Below are 16,131 nucleotides of genomic sequence, written 5' to 3'. Positions count from 1 at the left end.
GTGCGCGAACCGGCAATGCTCATGAGTTAGACCGCCGCCGGACCCCCAACGGACCTCCCCGGCTAACGGCGAACCGCTGTATTGCATCGACCAGGGCATCGAGAGTGGAGAGGCGGTAGGGATTAAGCTTCGGCCGGTGTTTCTCCCTGAAGCTTATCTTGCCGCCGGGCATCTTGCCCTTTGGAATCAGGAAATAGTCAAGAGCATCCTTGTTTGCCTCATCCATTCTTGCCGCGATTATCAGGTGCGAACCCCGATTAACCGGCCGCTTGATATCCCAACGGAGCAATCCGGTAGCCATCCGCTGACAACGGGCGACAAAGATAGCGGCTTTGATCGTGTCCTTGATCGTCAGCACACTGCTTCCCTGATCAAAAGCGGCAGATACGCCCGCGCCTTGAACCCCGGCAACCAGATCCGCACCCAGCTTAGCGACCGTCGCAGCTGTTTCACGTCTGGCTTCGGCTTGCTTGAACCGGCCCTGATGGTATCCGACCAGCTGGTAGGCCTGCTTAAGGCCGCCAAACCGTTCACTATACGTCGCACCGCATGGCATGCCGTCGGCTTCGTTGATGATCTTGTGGGTGAGGCGTCCTTTTTGCTCGAGCAGAAGGCGAAGCCGGGTCAGCACCTCCTGGTTGGACCGCCACGCCCGGATGGTCCTGCGGGGACGCTGGCTAACGATCGTTCCTGCCGTCCTGAAAATGGCCGGGTCGATTATACCCTCGAATGCATTGTCACAGCGCACCCATATATCAGGCGGGTTTGATAACCTCCGGCCCTTTAGCTTGCCCGATTTGCGATTGTAGACGTAACTGCCGATATATTTCTCGCAGGTAAGCAACCGACGCACCGCCAGCATTCGCCACGGCCGACCGAACTCATTAAGGATGCGCTCTTCATTGAGTTCGCGAGCTATCGCCAATTCTGATTTTCGCTCGAGGACAAAAGAACGGAAAACGCGCCGGACCGTCTCAACTTCTTCCGTCCGTCCCGGCCGGAGAATGACACGGTCCGTTTGCAGGGCTTTTCGTTCGCCGGGCACGAGCAGGCATTTCATTGATCCAGACTGGTCAACCAATACTCTTTGCAGGCCGTAACCGGGTGATCCTCCTTGCTTGAACCCTAATCGGACCATGCGGCAACTGCCAGCGAATACCTTCTCGGAGAGCTCTCGACTAAAGTCGCCGGCCGCTACTCGTTTGAGGTTCTTCATTATTGCGGATACGAAGCTGTCGTCGTTTTCGAACTGCTCGGCGCAATAAAGAACTCTGATTCCAGCTTGCTTGCAAATAAACTCGTAATACGCGCTCTCGTCGATATCCTGGAAACGACCCCAGCGGGTGACGTCATAGACGAGAATGAAACTAAAGTCCGCTCTGCGGTCGCGAACGTCGCTTATCAGGTCTTGGAGGCCCTTACGATTGTTGATGCGTAGCCCACTGCGAGCGTTGTCGACATAGGTTCGGACGATCGTCAGATTGCGGCGAGCGGCAAATGCAGCGATGGTCGCTGCCTGGTTTTCGGTCGAATATATCTGTCGATCTGTGGACATGCGCACGTACTGCGCAGCCCGCAGGCTGATCGAGTCGTCATCGTTCTTTGTGCGCTCTTCGTGTTGCACCGAACGGTCACTCTGGTCATCGATCACCTGCATCTTGGCTGAGTTTTGTTCTCCAAATCTTACGGAGACCAGGCCAATAAGGATCAAATGCTCAAACTCATCGGCGTCTGCCCGATCGCCAAATCAACGAGTTAGGATCGTGTTTTGCTGTCCAATCCCGCATGTGCGCCGCGGGATGCCGTGCTAGTCCAAGATCAGAAAGCAGGAGGCATGATGTCGGATCAAACGATAGAAAAGCTGATCACCAACGCCATCCACACGGCATTTATCAAATACCCCGAAGGCGACGGCGGGCCGCACCTCGACTATGAGTGGATTCCGCCGGAGCAAAGTTCGCAGATCACCAAAGTGATCCTCTTGGACCTTGCGGCCGACGGCTATCAGATCGTGAAGAAGGACGGCTGACGCGAACTGGCGTATGAGGACGCGGTAGCAGGGAATGTCTCGGCTAACGTGCCTGGTAAATGAGCTGTCTCTTGATCTTGCTGCTGAAATCGGGAGTCAGCCGCCGGCTGTCATTAGGTTCTTGCGCGAGGGATCGTCATCCGCATGGGTATTGAGATCACTTTAGAAATTGTCGGTCACGACAAGGATACGGAATCGGCAAGTCGTCAATGTTAGGCATATTGGTCGGGCTTCACACGGCGCCACTCCGCGACGCGCGCATGATCACCATGAGTAACGCCGGATGCGCGATTCGAGCGCCAGTCTGCCCGATAATCGCGCCGCCCATGTTGGCCGCCTCCTCAGCTTTTCGTGGTGATTGCTTAACTTGAGAATTAGTCTCGCTAGCGTGTGATCCGCGGCTTGATTATGCGAGAGGGCACCAGCGTCCCGAACGCAGTGAACATTTTCTAAGTTATTGATTTTTCTTGTCGTGCCAGGTGTTTCCGCCACGTTTGTTCACGGTCGTTTCACCCAATTCGTTGCGATTTCGTTGCGGCGTTCTCAGGGAGAACGATGGTCGCTGCGGCCCGGTTTGTCTCAGAAGCGCGTACCCTTGGACGCACGATGTACTGGTGACGGTCACAGGTCCTTTTCGGCGAGTTTGCGAAACTCGTCGGGAACGGAAGGAGAGGTGCCCAGCGCCACCGATCCATATCCGATAGCATCCCATCCGAAGCGATCGCGGATCCTATCGACGGCATGGTCGGCCGCCCAACGTGCCATGCCTTTTTTGGTGCCGGGGCGGCGTGCTTCATCTGTAAGCCCAAGCGGGAGTTCCAACTCCACATCCCAGTGCTCCTCGAGATGCGACACAGAAATCGCCAGGAGCGAGATGGTTTTCTCGTGAGGGTGATCCGCGAGGAGTGCGCGCACCAGCTCCTCGGCGAGCTCGGCAAGGATCACGGTCGCTGAGATTGGTGCATCAAGCGTTGCCGAGCGGGTGACTGAGTTCAGGTTGGCGAAGCGAACGCGGACCGTCACGGTTCGCCCAGGCCTGGACTTGGCCCGGAGCCGGCTGCCGATTCGGTCTGCAAGGTGAAGCAGGGTGGGTCGAAAAACTCGCTCTTCGGCAGGTTTCCTGCCAAGCGCCGACTGCGCTCCTGCCGATCGAGCCCGGCGGTGAGTCTTGATTTCTCGTGGATCACGATTCCACGCCAGCGCAGCGAGTTTCGCCCCTGCCGCGGAACCAAGCACCTGCTTGAGCGAGCATCCCGGTGTCTTTGCCAGCTGCCCGATAGTTAGCACGCCGATCTCGGCCAGCCGTGCCCTTGTGGCCGGACCCACTCCCCACATCAGTTCGACGGGCAGGTGGTGAAGGAATTTCAGCTCAGTGTCGGGATCGACAACCACGAGCCCGTCGGGCTTGGCCACTTGCGAAGCAATTTTTGCCAGATGCTTGGTGCGCGCTACACCGACTGAGATCGGAAGGCCAAGCTCCGCCCGCACTCGTTGGCGGATTGCCCTTGCAATTTCGGCAGGCGGACCGAAGAGATGGGTGCAGCCCGCGACGTCGGCAAAGGCCTCGTCGATGGAAATCCGCTCGACGAGGGGTGTGAAATCGCCGATCACTTTGATGGCGGCGTCGCCCAGCCGTTGGTATTCCTTGAAATGCCCGCTGACAAAGGTGAGTTGCGGACAGAGTTCGCACGCTTGCCGTCCCGGCATGCCGCCGCGAACCCCGAAGGCCCTGGCTTCGTAAGAAGCAGCAAGCACAACCCCACCACCGACGGCAATGGGTCTGCCACGCAACGAAGGGTCAAGCAGCTGCTCTACGGAGGCATAGAAGGCATCCAGGTCCGCATGGAGGATGGTGGCTGTCGTTGCCATCCCAACCGTTCGCCCATGACGTTTCGAGGAGGTCTCGCAGAGAGAACATAATGGGAACAACAACGACGAGTGTCAAGCGATCGGTGAAGATCGCGCAGACACCAGTCCTGACAGAAAGCCGTGGCTCTACCTGTCTTTGAGAGTCTGAGCTTTTGTTGCGAGGACTAGCAACCACCGAGACCGACATTCGCTCATAGTGGCCGTTTGACGAGTTCGCGCCGCTTGGGGGCGGCTCGGCACCTGACGATAGATCGGCATTCAGCCGTGATACGCAAACAGCTCGATTGGGTCGTTGAAGCCGCGCACCGGATATTCGCCGACGCGTTCAAGATCGAAATCGCTTTCGACGAAGTCGGCGAACGCGCGGGACAGCAGCACCGTTCTCCCCAATTGTTTGGTGAGGGTTTCGAGACGCGAAGCCATGTTGACGGCCGGACCGATGACGGTGAAGTCGAGCCGAGTGCGCGACCCGATATTGCCGTACATGACGTCTCCGACGTGGACGCCGATGCCGTAATTCAGCGGCGCACGACCGGTTTCGCTGTTCTTTTCGTTCAGGGCAACCATGGCCTGACGGGCTTCGGCCACGGCATGCAGTAGATTTGCGCAGGCCGACGGCTGGCTGAGCGGAAAAATGGCGAGCAGACCGTCGCCGATGAATTTCAGTATTTCCCCGCCATGTCGCGCAATCGGCTCCGACATCGCGTCGAAATAGCCGTTTAGAAGATCAATCACGTCATCGCGCGGCCAGTTGTCGGAGATCCGGGTGAAATCACGCAGATCGCAGATCATGATGGCGGCGCGTACCGTCGTCCCGCTTCCGCGCCTGGTGGCGCCGGCCAGAATGAGTTCGCCGGCATGCGACCCGACATAGGTTTCGAGCAGTGTTCGCGCCAGCCGGTTCTTGATACGGATTTCGCTGACCAGCGCGAGAACCGGCAACAGTTTCAACAGGCCGGCGATATGCGCGTCGTCGAAACCTCCGGGCCGGTCGGTTGCAAAGGTCACGATATGCCGCTTGCCGAGCGTATGGTACAGCGGCCACGCCACATAGTCGGTCAGGCCTTTCGCCCGCATCTCGTCATAGATGGCGTGCTTGCGGCCCAGCGAGGGATCGCGTTCGAGATTCTCGCGCACCTCGGTGGCACCGTCATGGATTTCGTTGGCGGGACTATCGATGTATTCGGATCGCTCCCTGACATCGTAGTCGACTCTCGCAATCTCGGCTTCGCGCAACCCGTCGGCCCACATAATCCGGGCGCCAAGCCATTGCGGATGGTTGATCAGAACATGAAGCGACGCCCGCTTGACGGGAATGCCCGCTCGCTGGAGTCGGACACACAGTTCTGCGAAAATATTGTCAATGAAGCGCTCATCGCGCGTGTCGTTTATCAGCCAGTGCACAACGTCGCTGTCAGAATGCGCGGTGACCGGATCGATGCTTGGCGGCGCGTTCATATCTTGCTCCTGAGCAGTGACCTGGATCGACGGTACAGGATATGTCGTGTCCCCGCTCGACGGCGTCAACGGAGTCCGCCGCAATCTGTTTGCGCGCATCGGGTTGTCGGTGGGTTGCCGCGTGTCCGGCGCAAGAGGACGCAGCGGTAGCGCCACGCCCTCCCTTTCAACCCATAACTCGCCTTTGGCAATTCGAACGGCTTTCAGTCAAACATGGGCCGTTATTCGAGCCGTGCCCTCCGAAGGCAAAGGTCACACGTTCGAATCGTGTCGGGTGCGCCATAAAATCAATTACTTAGTCAAATGCCCCTGAAGTCGGTTAAAGTAAAACTCACCACAAACTCACCAAAAATAATCCAGCCATGGCGCAGAATCTGCGGCAGTGGGCCGACGCTACGGCGGCGTTCGGCTCGGAGGGGATGAAAGCGGCTGCGACGAACGCCCCGATGTTCGCACGCGCCACCGAAGCATTGATGTCGCGGCTTCCCACTGTGAACGGCTAAGCGCCCCTCCCCGAGCCTGATTCCAAACTGATAGATTCTCTACTTATTCCTTAGTCACGGGATGCTGTTTGCGCACGAACGGCCGCTTTGCGCCAGAAACAGCTCTCCTGAAAAGTCCGTTTTGCCCTCGGCAGGGCAGGCGACAAATTGCGACGCGTCGACAATCTTCCAAAGTGTTGGGCCTGGAAGGCCGAGCTAGTTGCCGAGCTTGATGCCGGCATCCTTGATGACTTTTGCCCACTCGGGCGTTTCTTTCTTGATGATCGCGGTAAACTCAGCCGGCGTGTTGCCGACCGGCTCGAGGCCAAGTTCGTCGAACTTCTTGCGCACCTCCGGCATCGCCAGGGCCTTGACGGTTTCGCCGTGCAATTTATCCAGAACATCCTTCGGCGTGCCGGTCGGCGCGAGCAGGCCGAACCACGGCACGGCCTCGAAGCCAGGGAATCCGGATTCCGCCATGGTCGGCAGGTCGGGCGCCAGGGCCGAGCGCTTGATCGAGGTGATGGCCAGCGCGCGCAATTTCCCTTCGCGCGCGAGCGGCACCACGTTCACAATATTGGCGAACGACATGTTGATTCGGTTGGCGAGCAGGTCCGGCATTAACGCCGTGGTGCCGCGATAGGGCACTGGTGCAATATCGACATGCGCCATGTATTTGAACAATTCGGCGCCCAGATGCTGCGACGTGCCCACGCCGGCATGGCCATAGGAAAGCTTGCCGGGCTCCGCTTTGGCGAGCGCCACCAGTTCGGCCACGGTCTTGACCGGCAGATCGGGCGGAACGGCGAGCACGTTCGCCGCGATGAATACCTGCGAGATCGGTTCGAAGTCCTTTAGCGGGTCGAATGGCAGTGTTTCATACAAGCTCGGATTGATGACCAGCGCCGGGTTGCCGCCCATTAGCAACGTGTAGCCGTCCGCGGCCGCCTTGGCGACGCGTTCGGTGGCGATGTTGCTGCCGGCGCCGGGAATATTCTCGACCACGAACGGCGTACCCCAGACTTCCGAAAACCGGTCCGCAAGAATGCGCGCCGCAAGGTCGGGAGCCGTGCCGGGTGTGAAGCCGACCAAGATTTTCACCGGCCGGTTCGGATAACTGGATTGCGCCGATGCCGGCTGCGCCGCGAGCAGCACAAGCAGGGCGGCGAACAGGTTCGCGGCGAGCTTCATCGTTCCCTCTATCGTCCCGCATGCCCGTTTGCCCGGTCTTTGCCGTCGGACTTGACGCCAAGTGTGGCACCGGCGAGCAGCGCCTGCAAGGCGGCCCAGACCGCGATCGGCTGTCAGCAGCCGCGGCACCAGTGAGCGGGACCATAGACCCGAAGAATCGGATATTTGGTCGATGTCCGCTTTGCGCCAAAAGCGGTCGCTCACGAATGTCCGCTTAATCGAGACCTCATTAGTCGCCCACGGGATCCCGCTTAACAATAATCTTCGTAGAAAAGAACCATGCGCCAGATGCGTGTAAGCTTCGCTGCGACTATCTGAACGGGACTTGGCTCGACTACCTGTATTGAGACAACCGAGGCCGGTCCATGTACCCATTTCGGACCTTGTCGTGGGACTCATAAGAGTGAAGGACACATAAGAGCGTCACGCTTTCGAAAGCTGCAGCCCTGGGCAGCAGCGGCGTGTTGATCTCAAAGTTTACGAAGTCAGTGACGGAGATAGTCCGAACGAAGGTGGAATGATTGCGGTCTATCGTGAAGGTCTCGATGTCGCGGACCGAAAATGAGGATGCAACCGGGACTTTGTCATGCCTGAAGCGGGGTGGTGGTTTGCTGGGTGGCTTAAAGATCGCGGCAGCACCGAGTTGCGAGATTTGACTCGAACTCAACGGCCCGTTTTGGTATCATGGAACAGCTGGGAGCGCACAGGTCTCGCCGTAATCCAAGGGAGGAGATCGATGAAAACAGCGTGGGCAACAGCATCGGCATTGCTGGCCGGCATTGCCATCGGAGCATTCGGCGTTCACACGGTTGATGCACAGAAGAGGCCGCCGGCGTATGTCGTCGCCGATAATGAGGTCAACGATCAAGACAACTACATGAAAGTGGTCGCGCCCGTCGCCGAGAAGACTACCGCAGAGGCTGGCGGACGCTTCCTCGCGCGTGGCAAGCCCGTTTCGCTCTCCGGTGAACCGCCGAGGGGACGCCTGGTCATCGTTCAGTTCGAGAACATGGACCAGCTGCAGAAATGGTGGAATAACCCTGAGTGGCAGGCGGCTCACAAGAAGGGTGAGCAGTACGCCAAGTTTCGCGACATGGCTATCGAGGGCGTGAGTCCGTAAGTCGAAGGTGGCGGAGTGTCACCGTCTGCAGGGCCGACGCAATATTACAAAACGCGCACCACTGGTGAAGCTCCGAAAATCTCGCGACGCTGCAGCACATATAGGCTGCCGCCGGCACCGCGTTGTTCGCGACGGCGCCGCTTCCGCAAGCTATCGAGTTTCCGGTTCTGCTAAATGATTTGGTCACCGGTCATGTTCGCGGCGTGGACTGTTTCTCTGGCCCTTTGTTGCCAACGGCGCGCCAGCCGCGGGTAAGGAGTTCGGATTTCACGTCAAGATGGATCGGACTAGCGGCGGCCAGTTGCCAAAGGCCAAATCGGACTTTCAGAGCTACGAGAGATGACGCGGCGATCGTTTCCGAGGCACCCGAAGAAAGCTGGGGGAGGCGCGACCACCGATACCGACACTCGCTGATGGTGATCATTTGAGGTGATTCGACGGTTTCTGAAGGCGTCGTCGGATCAAGGTGGGACTTCCTAGGGAAGCCAGGGAAAGCAACAAAATCAAGAGGCTAGGCAATCGTTGGGAAAAATGGCTTCATTAATTGGCAAGGCCCTTTATGACGATCGCCCAAACAGAAATTGAACGACTTTGGCGTCCAAGGAAATTCCCGTACGGTCAACTATAACCGCGGCGTCTCGGCTTGGCCAGGGTCAGGTGGGCGCTCGCTTTCGCAGGAGATGGGCGCAGCCCATCAACACAACCGTCACCACGATGGTTAGGGTCGAGACCGCGGCGATGGTTGGCTCGATCTGATAGAGCACATCGTCCCACATGCGGCGCGGCAGTGTGACTGCGCCCGAGCCGGACATGAACAGCGCAACGATCAGTTCATCGAACGACGTGACGAAGGAGAACAGGGCGCCCGCCAGAACGCCCGGTCGAATAAGCGGCAATGTGATCTGGAAAAAAGTGCCGCTGGGTGTGGCGCCGAGGCTAAGGGCGGCCTGCTCCAGGCGGGGGTCGATGCCCGCCAGGCTGGCGCTCACGCTGATGAACACGAAGGGCACCGCAAGGCAAGTGTGGGCGAGGATCAGGCCAACCGGCGTGCCGACCAGGCCGTAGCGGGCGAAGGCGTAGTAGATGCCGATCGCCGCGACGATCACCGGCACGATCAAAGGCGACACGATGAGAGCAGAGGCCAGCACGCGCAGCGCTCTGGGCAGGCGGCCGATGCCAATGGCCGCCAGCGTGCCGAGGAACGTCGCAAGCACGACCACGCACGCCGCGACCCAGAGACTGAGCCAGGTGGGGCGCAGCCAATCGTCGCTGGTGAAATAAGCAGTGTACCAACGCATACCGAAGGCTGACGGCGGAAAGGTGAGGTAGGTCGCCGAAGAGAACGAGACCACCATCACGACGACGATGGGCAAGGCGAGGAACAGAAGGATCAACCCGACCACTGTCGCGAGCAGCAGGCGGGCGACCGTCATCGTGCACTCATTCGGAGCGCGTTGCCGACGCCAGGCAGGCGATAGATGGCCGCGATGATGGCGAGCGTTGTCGCGAGCAGCACCGCCGACAGGGTAGCAGCATATGCCCAGTTGAGCTGATCGACCTGTTGGGCGATCAGCATCGACAGCGTGATCTCGCGCGGGCCGCCGAGCATGGCCGGCGTGATGTAGAAGCCGAGGGCCAGCACGAATACTAGCAGCACTCCGGCAGCGACGCCCGGCATGGAGAGCGGCAGGGTTATCTGTCGAAAGGTCGCCCCCGGCGTGGCGCCAAGCCCGGATGACGCACGCGCCAACGACGGATCGATCTGCCGAAGCGCATTGGCGATCGGCAGAACCATGTAAGGCAGTAGGATGTGAATCATCGCGATCCGCGTCGCCAGCGGCGTGTTTAGGATGCGCAACGGCCGGTCGATCATGTTCACCGCGAGCAGCGCCTCATTGATGAGGCCATGCCGGCCCATCAGCACCATCCAGGCGTAGCTGCGGACCAGCACGCTGGTCCAGAACGGCAGCAGGATCAGGATCAGGATCACCGGCGCGAAACGCGGCGCGCGCACCAGCGAGAGGGCTACGGGATAACCCAGTACCAGGGCCCCCAGGGTGACGATCAACGAGGTGTAGAGCGTGTTCGAGAGGACCTTCAGGAAGACTGTGTCGCCTGTCAGGGATGCATAATGCGACAGCGTCCAGGCCGGATCGTTGACGCTGCGCATCAACATCGACAGCACCGGCACTACGTAGAACGCCAACATGAAGAGCAGAAGCGGTACCGCAAGCAGCAGTGGCACGGACGGCTGCCACGACCGCCGCACGCCGACTTGCCGCGTGGCGGCCGGTCCGATTGATCGGACTTCGACCATCTCAGACAAGGATCGTATCCGCGACCGACCACGCGATCTCTGCCCGCTCGCCGACCGCGCGACGGCGGATCGCCGCACTCGACGGCTCCTTCAGCACCATGGCGGTACCGTCGCTCGCCTGAAGCATGTAGCGGCAGCGTTCGCCCGCAAAGAGCGCCTCGGTCACGGTGACGCTGAGGCGGTTCTGCAGCGCAGTCGAACTCCAGGCGCCGTCGGCGAAGCGGATACGCTCCGGACGCGTCGTGAGCGTGACCTTCTCGCCCGTGGCGGGCGGACTGGGAGACAGGGCGCGGATGATCGCGCCTTCGCACTCCACCACAACGACATCGTGTTCGATGCCGCGCACTATGGCCGGCAGGAAATTCGACTCGCCAAGGAAGGCGGCAACGAAGCGGCTGCTCGGTCGGTCGTAGAGATCTTCGGGCCGCCCGACCTGAGCAATCAACCCCTCGTTCATGACGGCGATGCGGTCGGACATGATGAGGGCTTCTTCCTGGTCGTGCGTCACGTAGATGAATGTGATGCCGAGATCGGCATGAAGGCGGCGCATCTCAAGCTGTAGGTTCTCGCGGAGCTGCTTGTCGAGCGCCCCTAGAGGCTCGTCCATCAGGAGGAGGCGCGGCTTGAACACGATAGCGCGTGCAAATGCGACACGCTGTTGCTGGCCACCGGAAAGTTGGCGCGGATAGCGCTCATCATAGCCTGGCAAGTGCACCAGCTCAAGCGCCTCGCTGACTAGCTTTGCCCGCTCTGCCTGGCCGACGCCCCGCTGTTTCAGCGGGAATCCGATATTGTCAGCCGCGGTGAGATGAGGAAACAGAGCGTAGTTCTGGAATACCATGCCGATGTTGCGGCGATACGGCGGCATCGCGACGACCGACTTCCCGTCGATGGCGATGTCGCCGCGGGTCGGCGTCTCGAAGCCCGCGATCATCATCAAGGTCGTCGTCTTGCCCGACCCGCTCGGTCCAAGCAGCGTCAGGAATTCGCCCGAATCGATGTCGAGCGAAACCCCGGCCACCGCGGCCGCGCGATCGTAGCTCTTTTCCAGGTCGTTGAGCGATACCGACGCGCCGCGGCCAGCTGCGTTCATCACCATTAGGTCAGCAGCCATTTGTTGAAGCGGCCGACGACCGTGTCGCGATTCTCGATCCACCAATCGTAATTGTAGCTCACGAGCTGAGTTTTGATGTCGGGGGCGCTCGGCAGGACGGCAAGCCGTTCGGGCGGAATGTATTGGTTCGATTTACTGTTGACCGAGCCGTACGGAATTCCGAAAGAGACGCGTGCCTGCGGGATCGCCATGGTCGAGTATGCGGCGAACTTCATGGCATTCACTGCGTTCTTGGCGCCCTTGACGATGCCCCAGGCGTCGCGCTTCATCAGCCCCTGATCCCAGCTTATGGCAGCCGGAACGCCCGCCGCCTGCAGCGCTGCTATGCGGCCATTCCAGACGGTTGTCATGGCGACCTCACGGTCTGTCAGGAGCTGGATCGGCACGGCGCCGGTGTCCCACCATTTGACGACAGCCTTCTTGATCTCGTCGTAGCTCGCGAAAGCCTTGTCGATATCGAGGGGATAGAGCTTGTCGGCCGGCACGCCGGCCGCCATCAGCGCAAATTCCAGCTCGGGCCAGTTGCCGGCGCCAGTGCCGATCATGGCCCGGTCGCCAGGAAACGTCTTGGTGTTCCAGAAGTCCGCCCAGCCTTTGGGCGCGGCGCCCTTGAAGGCGTCGGTCCGATAGGCCATCACCTGCGCCCACACCAGCATCTCGACGCCGTATTCGAACCGGTACGCAGGGCCCACTCCGTCGTCTACCAGAGAGTAGTCGATCTTCTCGAAGTACTCGCCGTGCTTTTGCAGGTTCATGATCGAGCCGCGGCTGAGCTGGGCCATGTCCCATTCGACGTTGCCGGTCTCGACCATGGCCTTGATCGTGGTCGGGTTCGAGCCGGGAAACGCACGCACCTTGATGCCGGAGATCTTCTCGAAGGGCTCGAAGTAGGCCTTTTGCTGTGTCTCCTGCATCGTGCCGCCGAAGCCCGCGATACGGACCTCGCCGCTGCCCTTCAAGATGTCGGGAATCATCGTCTGCTCCGGCCAAGCCGTCTCGGCATGGCTCGAGCGGATGAATGGCGCGGCAACGGCTGCGCTCAGCAGGCCGACGGCGGTGCGGCGGCTGAACTTTATCGGAGCACGATGATCGCTCATGACGGCTTGCCTGCCTTTCAGGTCGAGTTGATCAGTACGCCAGAAGATTGTCGCGGAAATGCTTGTGCTCGTAAGCGGTGCGCATCAGGCCGCGATCCTGCAGCGCCGGCACCAGCCCGTCCTCGATCTCGGCGAGCGTGCGCCGATTGACGTTGGGCATCGAGAACAGGAAGCCGTCGCCGCCCACCTCCTGCATCACCTCGCCCATGCGTGCAGCCACGGCATCGGGCGTGCCGCAGAGCTCGACCGACAAGTCGACCGCATTGAAGCTCGCCATCGTCTGCCGGATCGAGCGCCCGTTCGCCATTTTGCGGAATTGCTCGAGGTTCTGCTGGTGGCCATTGGTGGTAACCTCGTCGGGCAGCGGCTTGTCGAGATCGAACTTGCCGAAGTCGATGTTGGTCACCTTGCCAAAATGCGCGAGCCGCTCGTTGATGCGTTCCATCGCGATGGCGGCCCGCTTCTTCTTGCGCTCCTCGGCCTCCTGCATGGTCTCGCCGAGGATCGGATTGATAAGATAGAGGACCTTGCAGTCGGAAGGCTTGCGGCCTTGCGCGACCATGTGCTTGTGGACGTCCTCACGGTAGGCCCGCATGGCCTCGATGCCCTTGGCGTTGACGACGATCGTGTCGGCATAAGCCGCGGCGAACTTGCGCCCACGCGGCGAGCCGCCAGCCTGGGCGATGACAGGCTGGCCCTGCGGCGCCGGCCCGCAGTTGAGCGGCCCGCGCGTGCTGAAATACTTGCCACTGTAGTTGACGGCGTGGACCTTGGTGTGGTCGACGAGCACACCACCCTTGCGGTCAGCGACGATAGCGCCTGGCTCCCAAGAGCCCCACAGGCCGCGGCAGACCTCCATGTATTCGTCCGCCATGTCGTAGCGCAGATCGTGCTCCGGCATGCCCTGCATGCCGAAGTTCATGGCCGCGAAGTCCGAACTGCCGGTGACGGCGTTCCAGCCGATCCGCCCGCCCGACACCTGGTCGAGCGTCGCCACCAGGCGGGCGAGGAGGTAGGGGTGATAGGCGTATGTTCCGAAAGTGGGCACGATGCCGATGCGCGATGTCACCTGCGTCATCAACGCCGCCACCACTGACGGATCCTGCCGCGGCACGGCAATGCCGTTCTTGAGGTAGATCTCGGTCGAGCCGCCGAAGCTCTCGCCGACATAGGATGAATCTTCGAGCAATATGTAGTCGAAGCATGCACGCTCGAGCGCGCGTGCCATGTCCAGGAAAAGCTCAGGTTCCATCCAGGTCTGACCGATGTGACCGGTCCATGCTTCGCCCCAGGCCTGCACGCTCGATCCCTGAAGGAACCAGGCCAAGTGAAATGGTTTGGTGGGCATCTGGGCTCCATGACCGCGATTAAGTTGGCGGGATCGACTTAATGAACTGGCAAAAAGCAAATACTGTGCCGACCGCCTATGCGTTGTAGTCCTGGAGGCACGCAAACGGCACTCCGGTCGGAGTCTGTGGTGGCGACGGTCCGGCCCAATCGCATCAGGTCGGCTTGGATTCCTCACAACCCGAGCTCACGCTTCCTGCCAAATCCCCATTCGCTCAATCGAGGAGGCGCCAACTGAAATGCTCTTGAGTGCCGCTGCGTAACCCGTGACCGGCCGGCGCCAACGCTTGGTCGGCGCCTGGCAGCGGAAGGCCTCGCTCACCGTGCTTAGCTACTGAAACTTCGCTGTGACACGGAAATAAACGAAATAGTTGGGGTGGTCCGGGATTGCCTGAGTGAGCGGCGTTCCAGCCGAAATATCGGCCACCAGATATTTCTTGGTATCGTAGCTCAGGCCGAGACCGACCGAAGTCAGGTAAACCGATTTCGGGAACGTGCTGTAGACTGCCCCGTAGTCGACGAAGCCGAAGGCATCAAGACCATTGATCAGCGCATTGACGTTATGATGCAGTTCCATGTTGCCGTAGTAGCCGGCGTAACCGGCCACGCCGCTGGTTGGATAGCCGCGCACGGTGGTCGGACCGCCAATCTGGATCAACTGGTCACCTGCCAGCAGTTTCTGATTCGCCCACTGACCAACATCAATCGCGGTCACCACGAATTCAAAGGGTAGCTTCAAAACCGCGAAATAGGTTGCGTTGACCTCCTGAAACTCCTGCGTCGTGTCGACAACCCGGAAGCTGGTGTGCGCGAATGAGTAATTCGGCGAAAGCGTCGCGGAGAATTTCTCGCTTGTGTAACTGACCGAGAAGCCAGCAGTCTTTTTCTGCGTGTCGTTGTCGGTGATAGGGATATGGCTCTGGTCCGAAGCCGAGACCGAGTCCGAAACTGCTCCGTTGAGCAGAAAGGCAAAGGCGGGAGTCACAACGATCGGCTGACTATAGTTGAAAGCCAGATTTTGCGACCGACCATCTATGTTGAGATCGCGATAGGCACCCTTATACACGGCGATCGTGCCGAGCGAGAAGCTCACGCCGCCGCGCCCACTCCATGGATTGACAGGAATGTCGTAGGCGAGATTGATATTGCGATTGCCGTGCGCGGCGATGCCATAGGCGGTGAACCTGTCGTCGATACCAAGCAACCCGTAGTGCTGAAAATTCAATCCGCCTTCGAATGCGCCGACGGAGTAAACGCCTTGATTGTCGAGGAAAAGCTGAAGCAAATTGGCCGGCGGCTCGATGACGGAGAGATCGATGTTGGTCAGGCCGAAGCTAACGCCCGGCTGAAGCGACGCCTGGATCTGCGCAAGGCGTCCTTTGTTGAACCAGGCGACGTCGCGCTCGAGCTTGGGAACGTCGATCACTTCACCGGGAAGTAGCCGCACCGCGCCCGTCACTGTTTCCGGCTTAACCTGCCTGCTGCCACGAATATTCACGTCGCCGACCCGGCCTTCGACGATGCCAATATGCAGTACGCCTTTGTTGAGGTTCTGTTTGGGCAGGTAGGCGATCGCGGTAATCTGGTGACGTTCGGCATAGCGATCGTTGATCGACTTCAAGAGCCGCTGCAGATCGGCGTTGTCGATTTTGCGTCCGATGAAGGGCGCCGCCAGCGCATTCAGCTCCGCCGGCGAGAGGAACTCGGAATGGTCAAACACGACCTTCTTCAAAACAAAAGTAGGGCCGCCGCTCGGGCCGATAACGGCCGGGGGCGCGGCCGGCCCGACCACGGGCGGCCCCTCGAACTGGGGCTCGGTCTCACGCTGGATCTGTCTCTGGTTGCGCAGATTCTCGTTCGAGATGCGGCCCGGATCCGGCGGCGGTGGAATCGCCTGCGCCCGCGCAGAATCAACGCTCGACCAGCCCGCGACGATCCACAGTAGGATCGCCGGACATCGGCTCCACCTGCGAATCACGGCCCGCCCCTGACTACTATTTGGTATCCTTTGCCGATCGACCCGCCCAAGGCAAGCCCTTTCAGGTTCACAGCGGGACTGCTGCTTGGCCCATGGACGCCGCGCTGGCGTAACAAATCCAGAAAGCGT

Annotated in this window: 14 protein-coding genes (1 of these 14 running past the window's edge); 3 read left to right on the top strand and 11 right to left on the bottom strand. The window is 60.1% G+C overall.

Annotation, left to right across the window (positions count from 1 at the left end; translation table 11 throughout):
- Positions 1–19: 19 nt before the first annotated feature.
- Positions 20–1,657, bottom strand: coding sequence for a recombinase family protein (locus B5526_RS27950; protein ID WP_079543010.1), 1,638 nt, complete (start codon positions 1,655–1,657; stop codon positions 20–22).
- Between the two features lie 180 nt (positions 1,658–1,837).
- Here B5526_RS27950 and B5526_RS27945 point away from each other — a divergent pair, with 180 nt between their 5' ends.
- Complete coding sequence (locus B5526_RS27945; RefSeq protein ID WP_154071493.1) at positions 1,838–2,029, top strand: hypothetical protein; 192 nt, start codon at positions 1,838–1,840, stop codon at positions 2,027–2,029.
- 621 nt (positions 2,030–2,650) lie between these two features.
- Here B5526_RS27945 and dinB read toward each other — a convergent pair.
- Positions 2,651–3,898, bottom strand: a complete 1,248-nt coding sequence (gene dinB / locus B5526_RS27940) for a DNA polymerase IV (RefSeq protein ID WP_079537870.1) — start codon at positions 3,896–3,898, stop codon at positions 2,651–2,653.
- 258 nt (positions 3,899–4,156) lie between these two features.
- On the bottom strand, positions 4,157–5,356 hold the full coding sequence (locus tag B5526_RS27935) for an adenylate/guanylate cyclase domain-containing protein (protein ID WP_079543008.1): 1,200 nt from the start codon (positions 5,354–5,356) through the stop codon (positions 4,157–4,159).
- 362 nt (positions 5,357–5,718) lie between these two features.
- Between B5526_RS27935 and B5526_RS37990 the strand changes: the two genes are divergently transcribed.
- On the top strand, positions 5,719–5,859 hold the full coding sequence (locus B5526_RS37990) for a hypothetical protein (RefSeq protein ID WP_154071491.1): 141 nt from the start codon (positions 5,719–5,721) through the stop codon (positions 5,857–5,859).
- A 195-nt stretch (positions 5,860–6,054) separates the two neighbouring features.
- Here B5526_RS37990 and B5526_RS27930 read toward each other — a convergent pair whose 3' ends face one another.
- Positions 6,055–7,029, bottom strand: coding sequence for a Bug family tripartite tricarboxylate transporter substrate binding protein (locus tag B5526_RS27930; protein ID WP_079543007.1), 975 nt, complete (start codon positions 7,027–7,029; stop codon positions 6,055–6,057).
- A 736-nt stretch (positions 7,030–7,765) separates the two neighbouring features.
- On the opposite strand from B5526_RS27930, the gene B5526_RS27925 reads away from it, so the two are divergent.
- Complete coding sequence (locus B5526_RS27925) at positions 7,766–8,149, top strand: DUF1330 domain-containing protein (protein WP_172842123.1); 384 nt, start codon at positions 7,766–7,768, stop codon at positions 8,147–8,149.
- Between the two features lie 653 nt (positions 8,150–8,802).
- Here the strand turns inward: B5526_RS27925 and B5526_RS27920 are convergent.
- From B5526_RS27920 to B5526_RS27890, 7 genes are all read right to left on the bottom strand, one after another.
- Positions 8,803–9,582: an ABC transporter permease gene (locus B5526_RS27920; protein WP_079543005.1), complete on the bottom strand. Its 780-nt coding sequence runs from the start codon at positions 9,580–9,582 to the stop codon at positions 8,803–8,805.
- Entirely contained in the window at positions 9,579–10,466 is an 888-nt protein-coding gene (locus tag B5526_RS27915; RefSeq protein WP_244562406.1) for an ABC transporter permease, read from the bottom strand. Before B5526_RS27915 ends, B5526_RS27920 begins: the two co-directional genes overlap by 4 nt.
- A gap of 1 nt (position 10,467) precedes the next feature.
- Positions 10,468–11,559 (bottom strand): ABC transporter ATP-binding protein, encoded by a 1,092-nt coding sequence (locus tag B5526_RS27910; protein ID WP_079545501.1) that lies wholly within the window; start codon positions 11,557–11,559, stop codon positions 10,468–10,470.
- Positions 11,560–11,564: 5 nt separating this feature from the next.
- Positions 11,565–12,677: an ABC transporter substrate-binding protein gene (locus B5526_RS27905; RefSeq protein WP_079543003.1), complete on the bottom strand. Its 1,113-nt coding sequence runs from the start codon at positions 12,675–12,677 to the stop codon at positions 11,565–11,567.
- Positions 12,678–12,708: 31 nt separating this feature from the next.
- Entirely contained in the window at positions 12,709–14,025 is a 1,317-nt protein-coding gene (locus tag B5526_RS27900) for an NtaA/DmoA family FMN-dependent monooxygenase (protein WP_079543002.1), read from the bottom strand.
- Between the two features lie 330 nt (positions 14,026–14,355).
- Positions 14,356–16,002 (bottom strand): ShlB/FhaC/HecB family hemolysin secretion/activation protein, encoded by a 1,647-nt coding sequence (locus B5526_RS27895; RefSeq protein ID WP_172842122.1) that lies wholly within the window; start codon positions 16,000–16,002, stop codon positions 14,356–14,358.
- Positions 15,999–16,131, bottom strand: the end of a protein-coding gene (locus B5526_RS27890; RefSeq protein WP_172842121.1) for a leukotoxin LktA family filamentous adhesin. It continues 26,462 nt past the right edge of the window; 133 of the gene's 26,595 nt are visible here — the last part of the coding sequence; its start codon lies off the right edge, out of view — the gene reads right to left on this strand; the stop codon is at positions 15,999–16,001. The genes B5526_RS27895 and B5526_RS27890 overlap by 4 nt, the downstream gene beginning before the upstream one ends.

This window comes from Bradyrhizobium lablabi (assembly GCF_900141755.1).
In the GTDB taxonomy this organism is placed as follows: domain Bacteria; phylum Pseudomonadota; class Alphaproteobacteria; order Rhizobiales; family Xanthobacteraceae; genus Bradyrhizobium; species Bradyrhizobium lablabi_A.
Note: the sequence above shows the minus strand (reverse complement) of the source record. Positions and strands in the feature narration are given on the sequence as shown.

Bases quoted from the DNA above. Each gene is read 5' to 3' on its own strand.
- B5526_RS27930 (WP_079543007.1), bottom strand. From the start codon at position 7,029: ATGAAGCTCGCCGCGAACCTGTTCGCCGCCCTGCTTGTGCTGCTCGCG.
- dinB (WP_079537870.1), bottom strand. From the start codon at position 3,898: ATGGCAACGACAGCCACCATCCTCCATGCGGACCTGGATGCCTTCTAT.
- B5526_RS27910 (WP_079545501.1), bottom strand. From the start codon at position 11,559: ATGAACGCAGCTGGCCGCGGCGCGTCGGTATCGCTCAACGACCTGGAA.
- B5526_RS27905 (WP_079543003.1), bottom strand. From the start codon at position 12,677: ATGAGCGATCATCGTGCTCCGATAAAGTTCAGCCGCCGCACCGCCGTC.
- B5526_RS27935 (WP_079543008.1), bottom strand. From the start codon at position 5,356: ATGAACGCGCCGCCAAGCATCGATCCGGTCACCGCGCATTCTGACAGC.
- B5526_RS37990 (WP_154071491.1), top strand. From the start codon at position 5,719: ATGGCGCAGAATCTGCGGCAGTGGGCCGACGCTACGGCGGCGTTCGGC.
- B5526_RS27920 (WP_079543005.1), bottom strand. From the start codon at position 9,582: ATGACGGTCGCCCGCCTGCTGCTCGCGACAGTGGTCGGGTTGATCCTT.
- B5526_RS27900 (WP_079543002.1), bottom strand. From the start codon at position 14,025: ATGCCCACCAAACCATTTCACTTGGCCTGGTTCCTTCAGGGATCGAGC.
- B5526_RS27945 (WP_154071493.1), top strand. From the start codon at position 1,838: ATGTCGGATCAAACGATAGAAAAGCTGATCACCAACGCCATCCACACG.
- B5526_RS27925 (WP_172842123.1), top strand. From the start codon at position 7,766: ATGAAAACAGCGTGGGCAACAGCATCGGCATTGCTGGCCGGCATTGCC.
- B5526_RS27915 (WP_244562406.1), bottom strand. From the start codon at position 10,466: ATGGTCGAAGTCCGATCAATCGGACCGGCCGCCACGCGGCAAGTCGGC.
- B5526_RS27950 (WP_079543010.1), bottom strand. From the start codon at position 1,657: ATGCAGGTGATCGATGACCAGAGTGACCGTTCGGTGCAACACGAAGAG.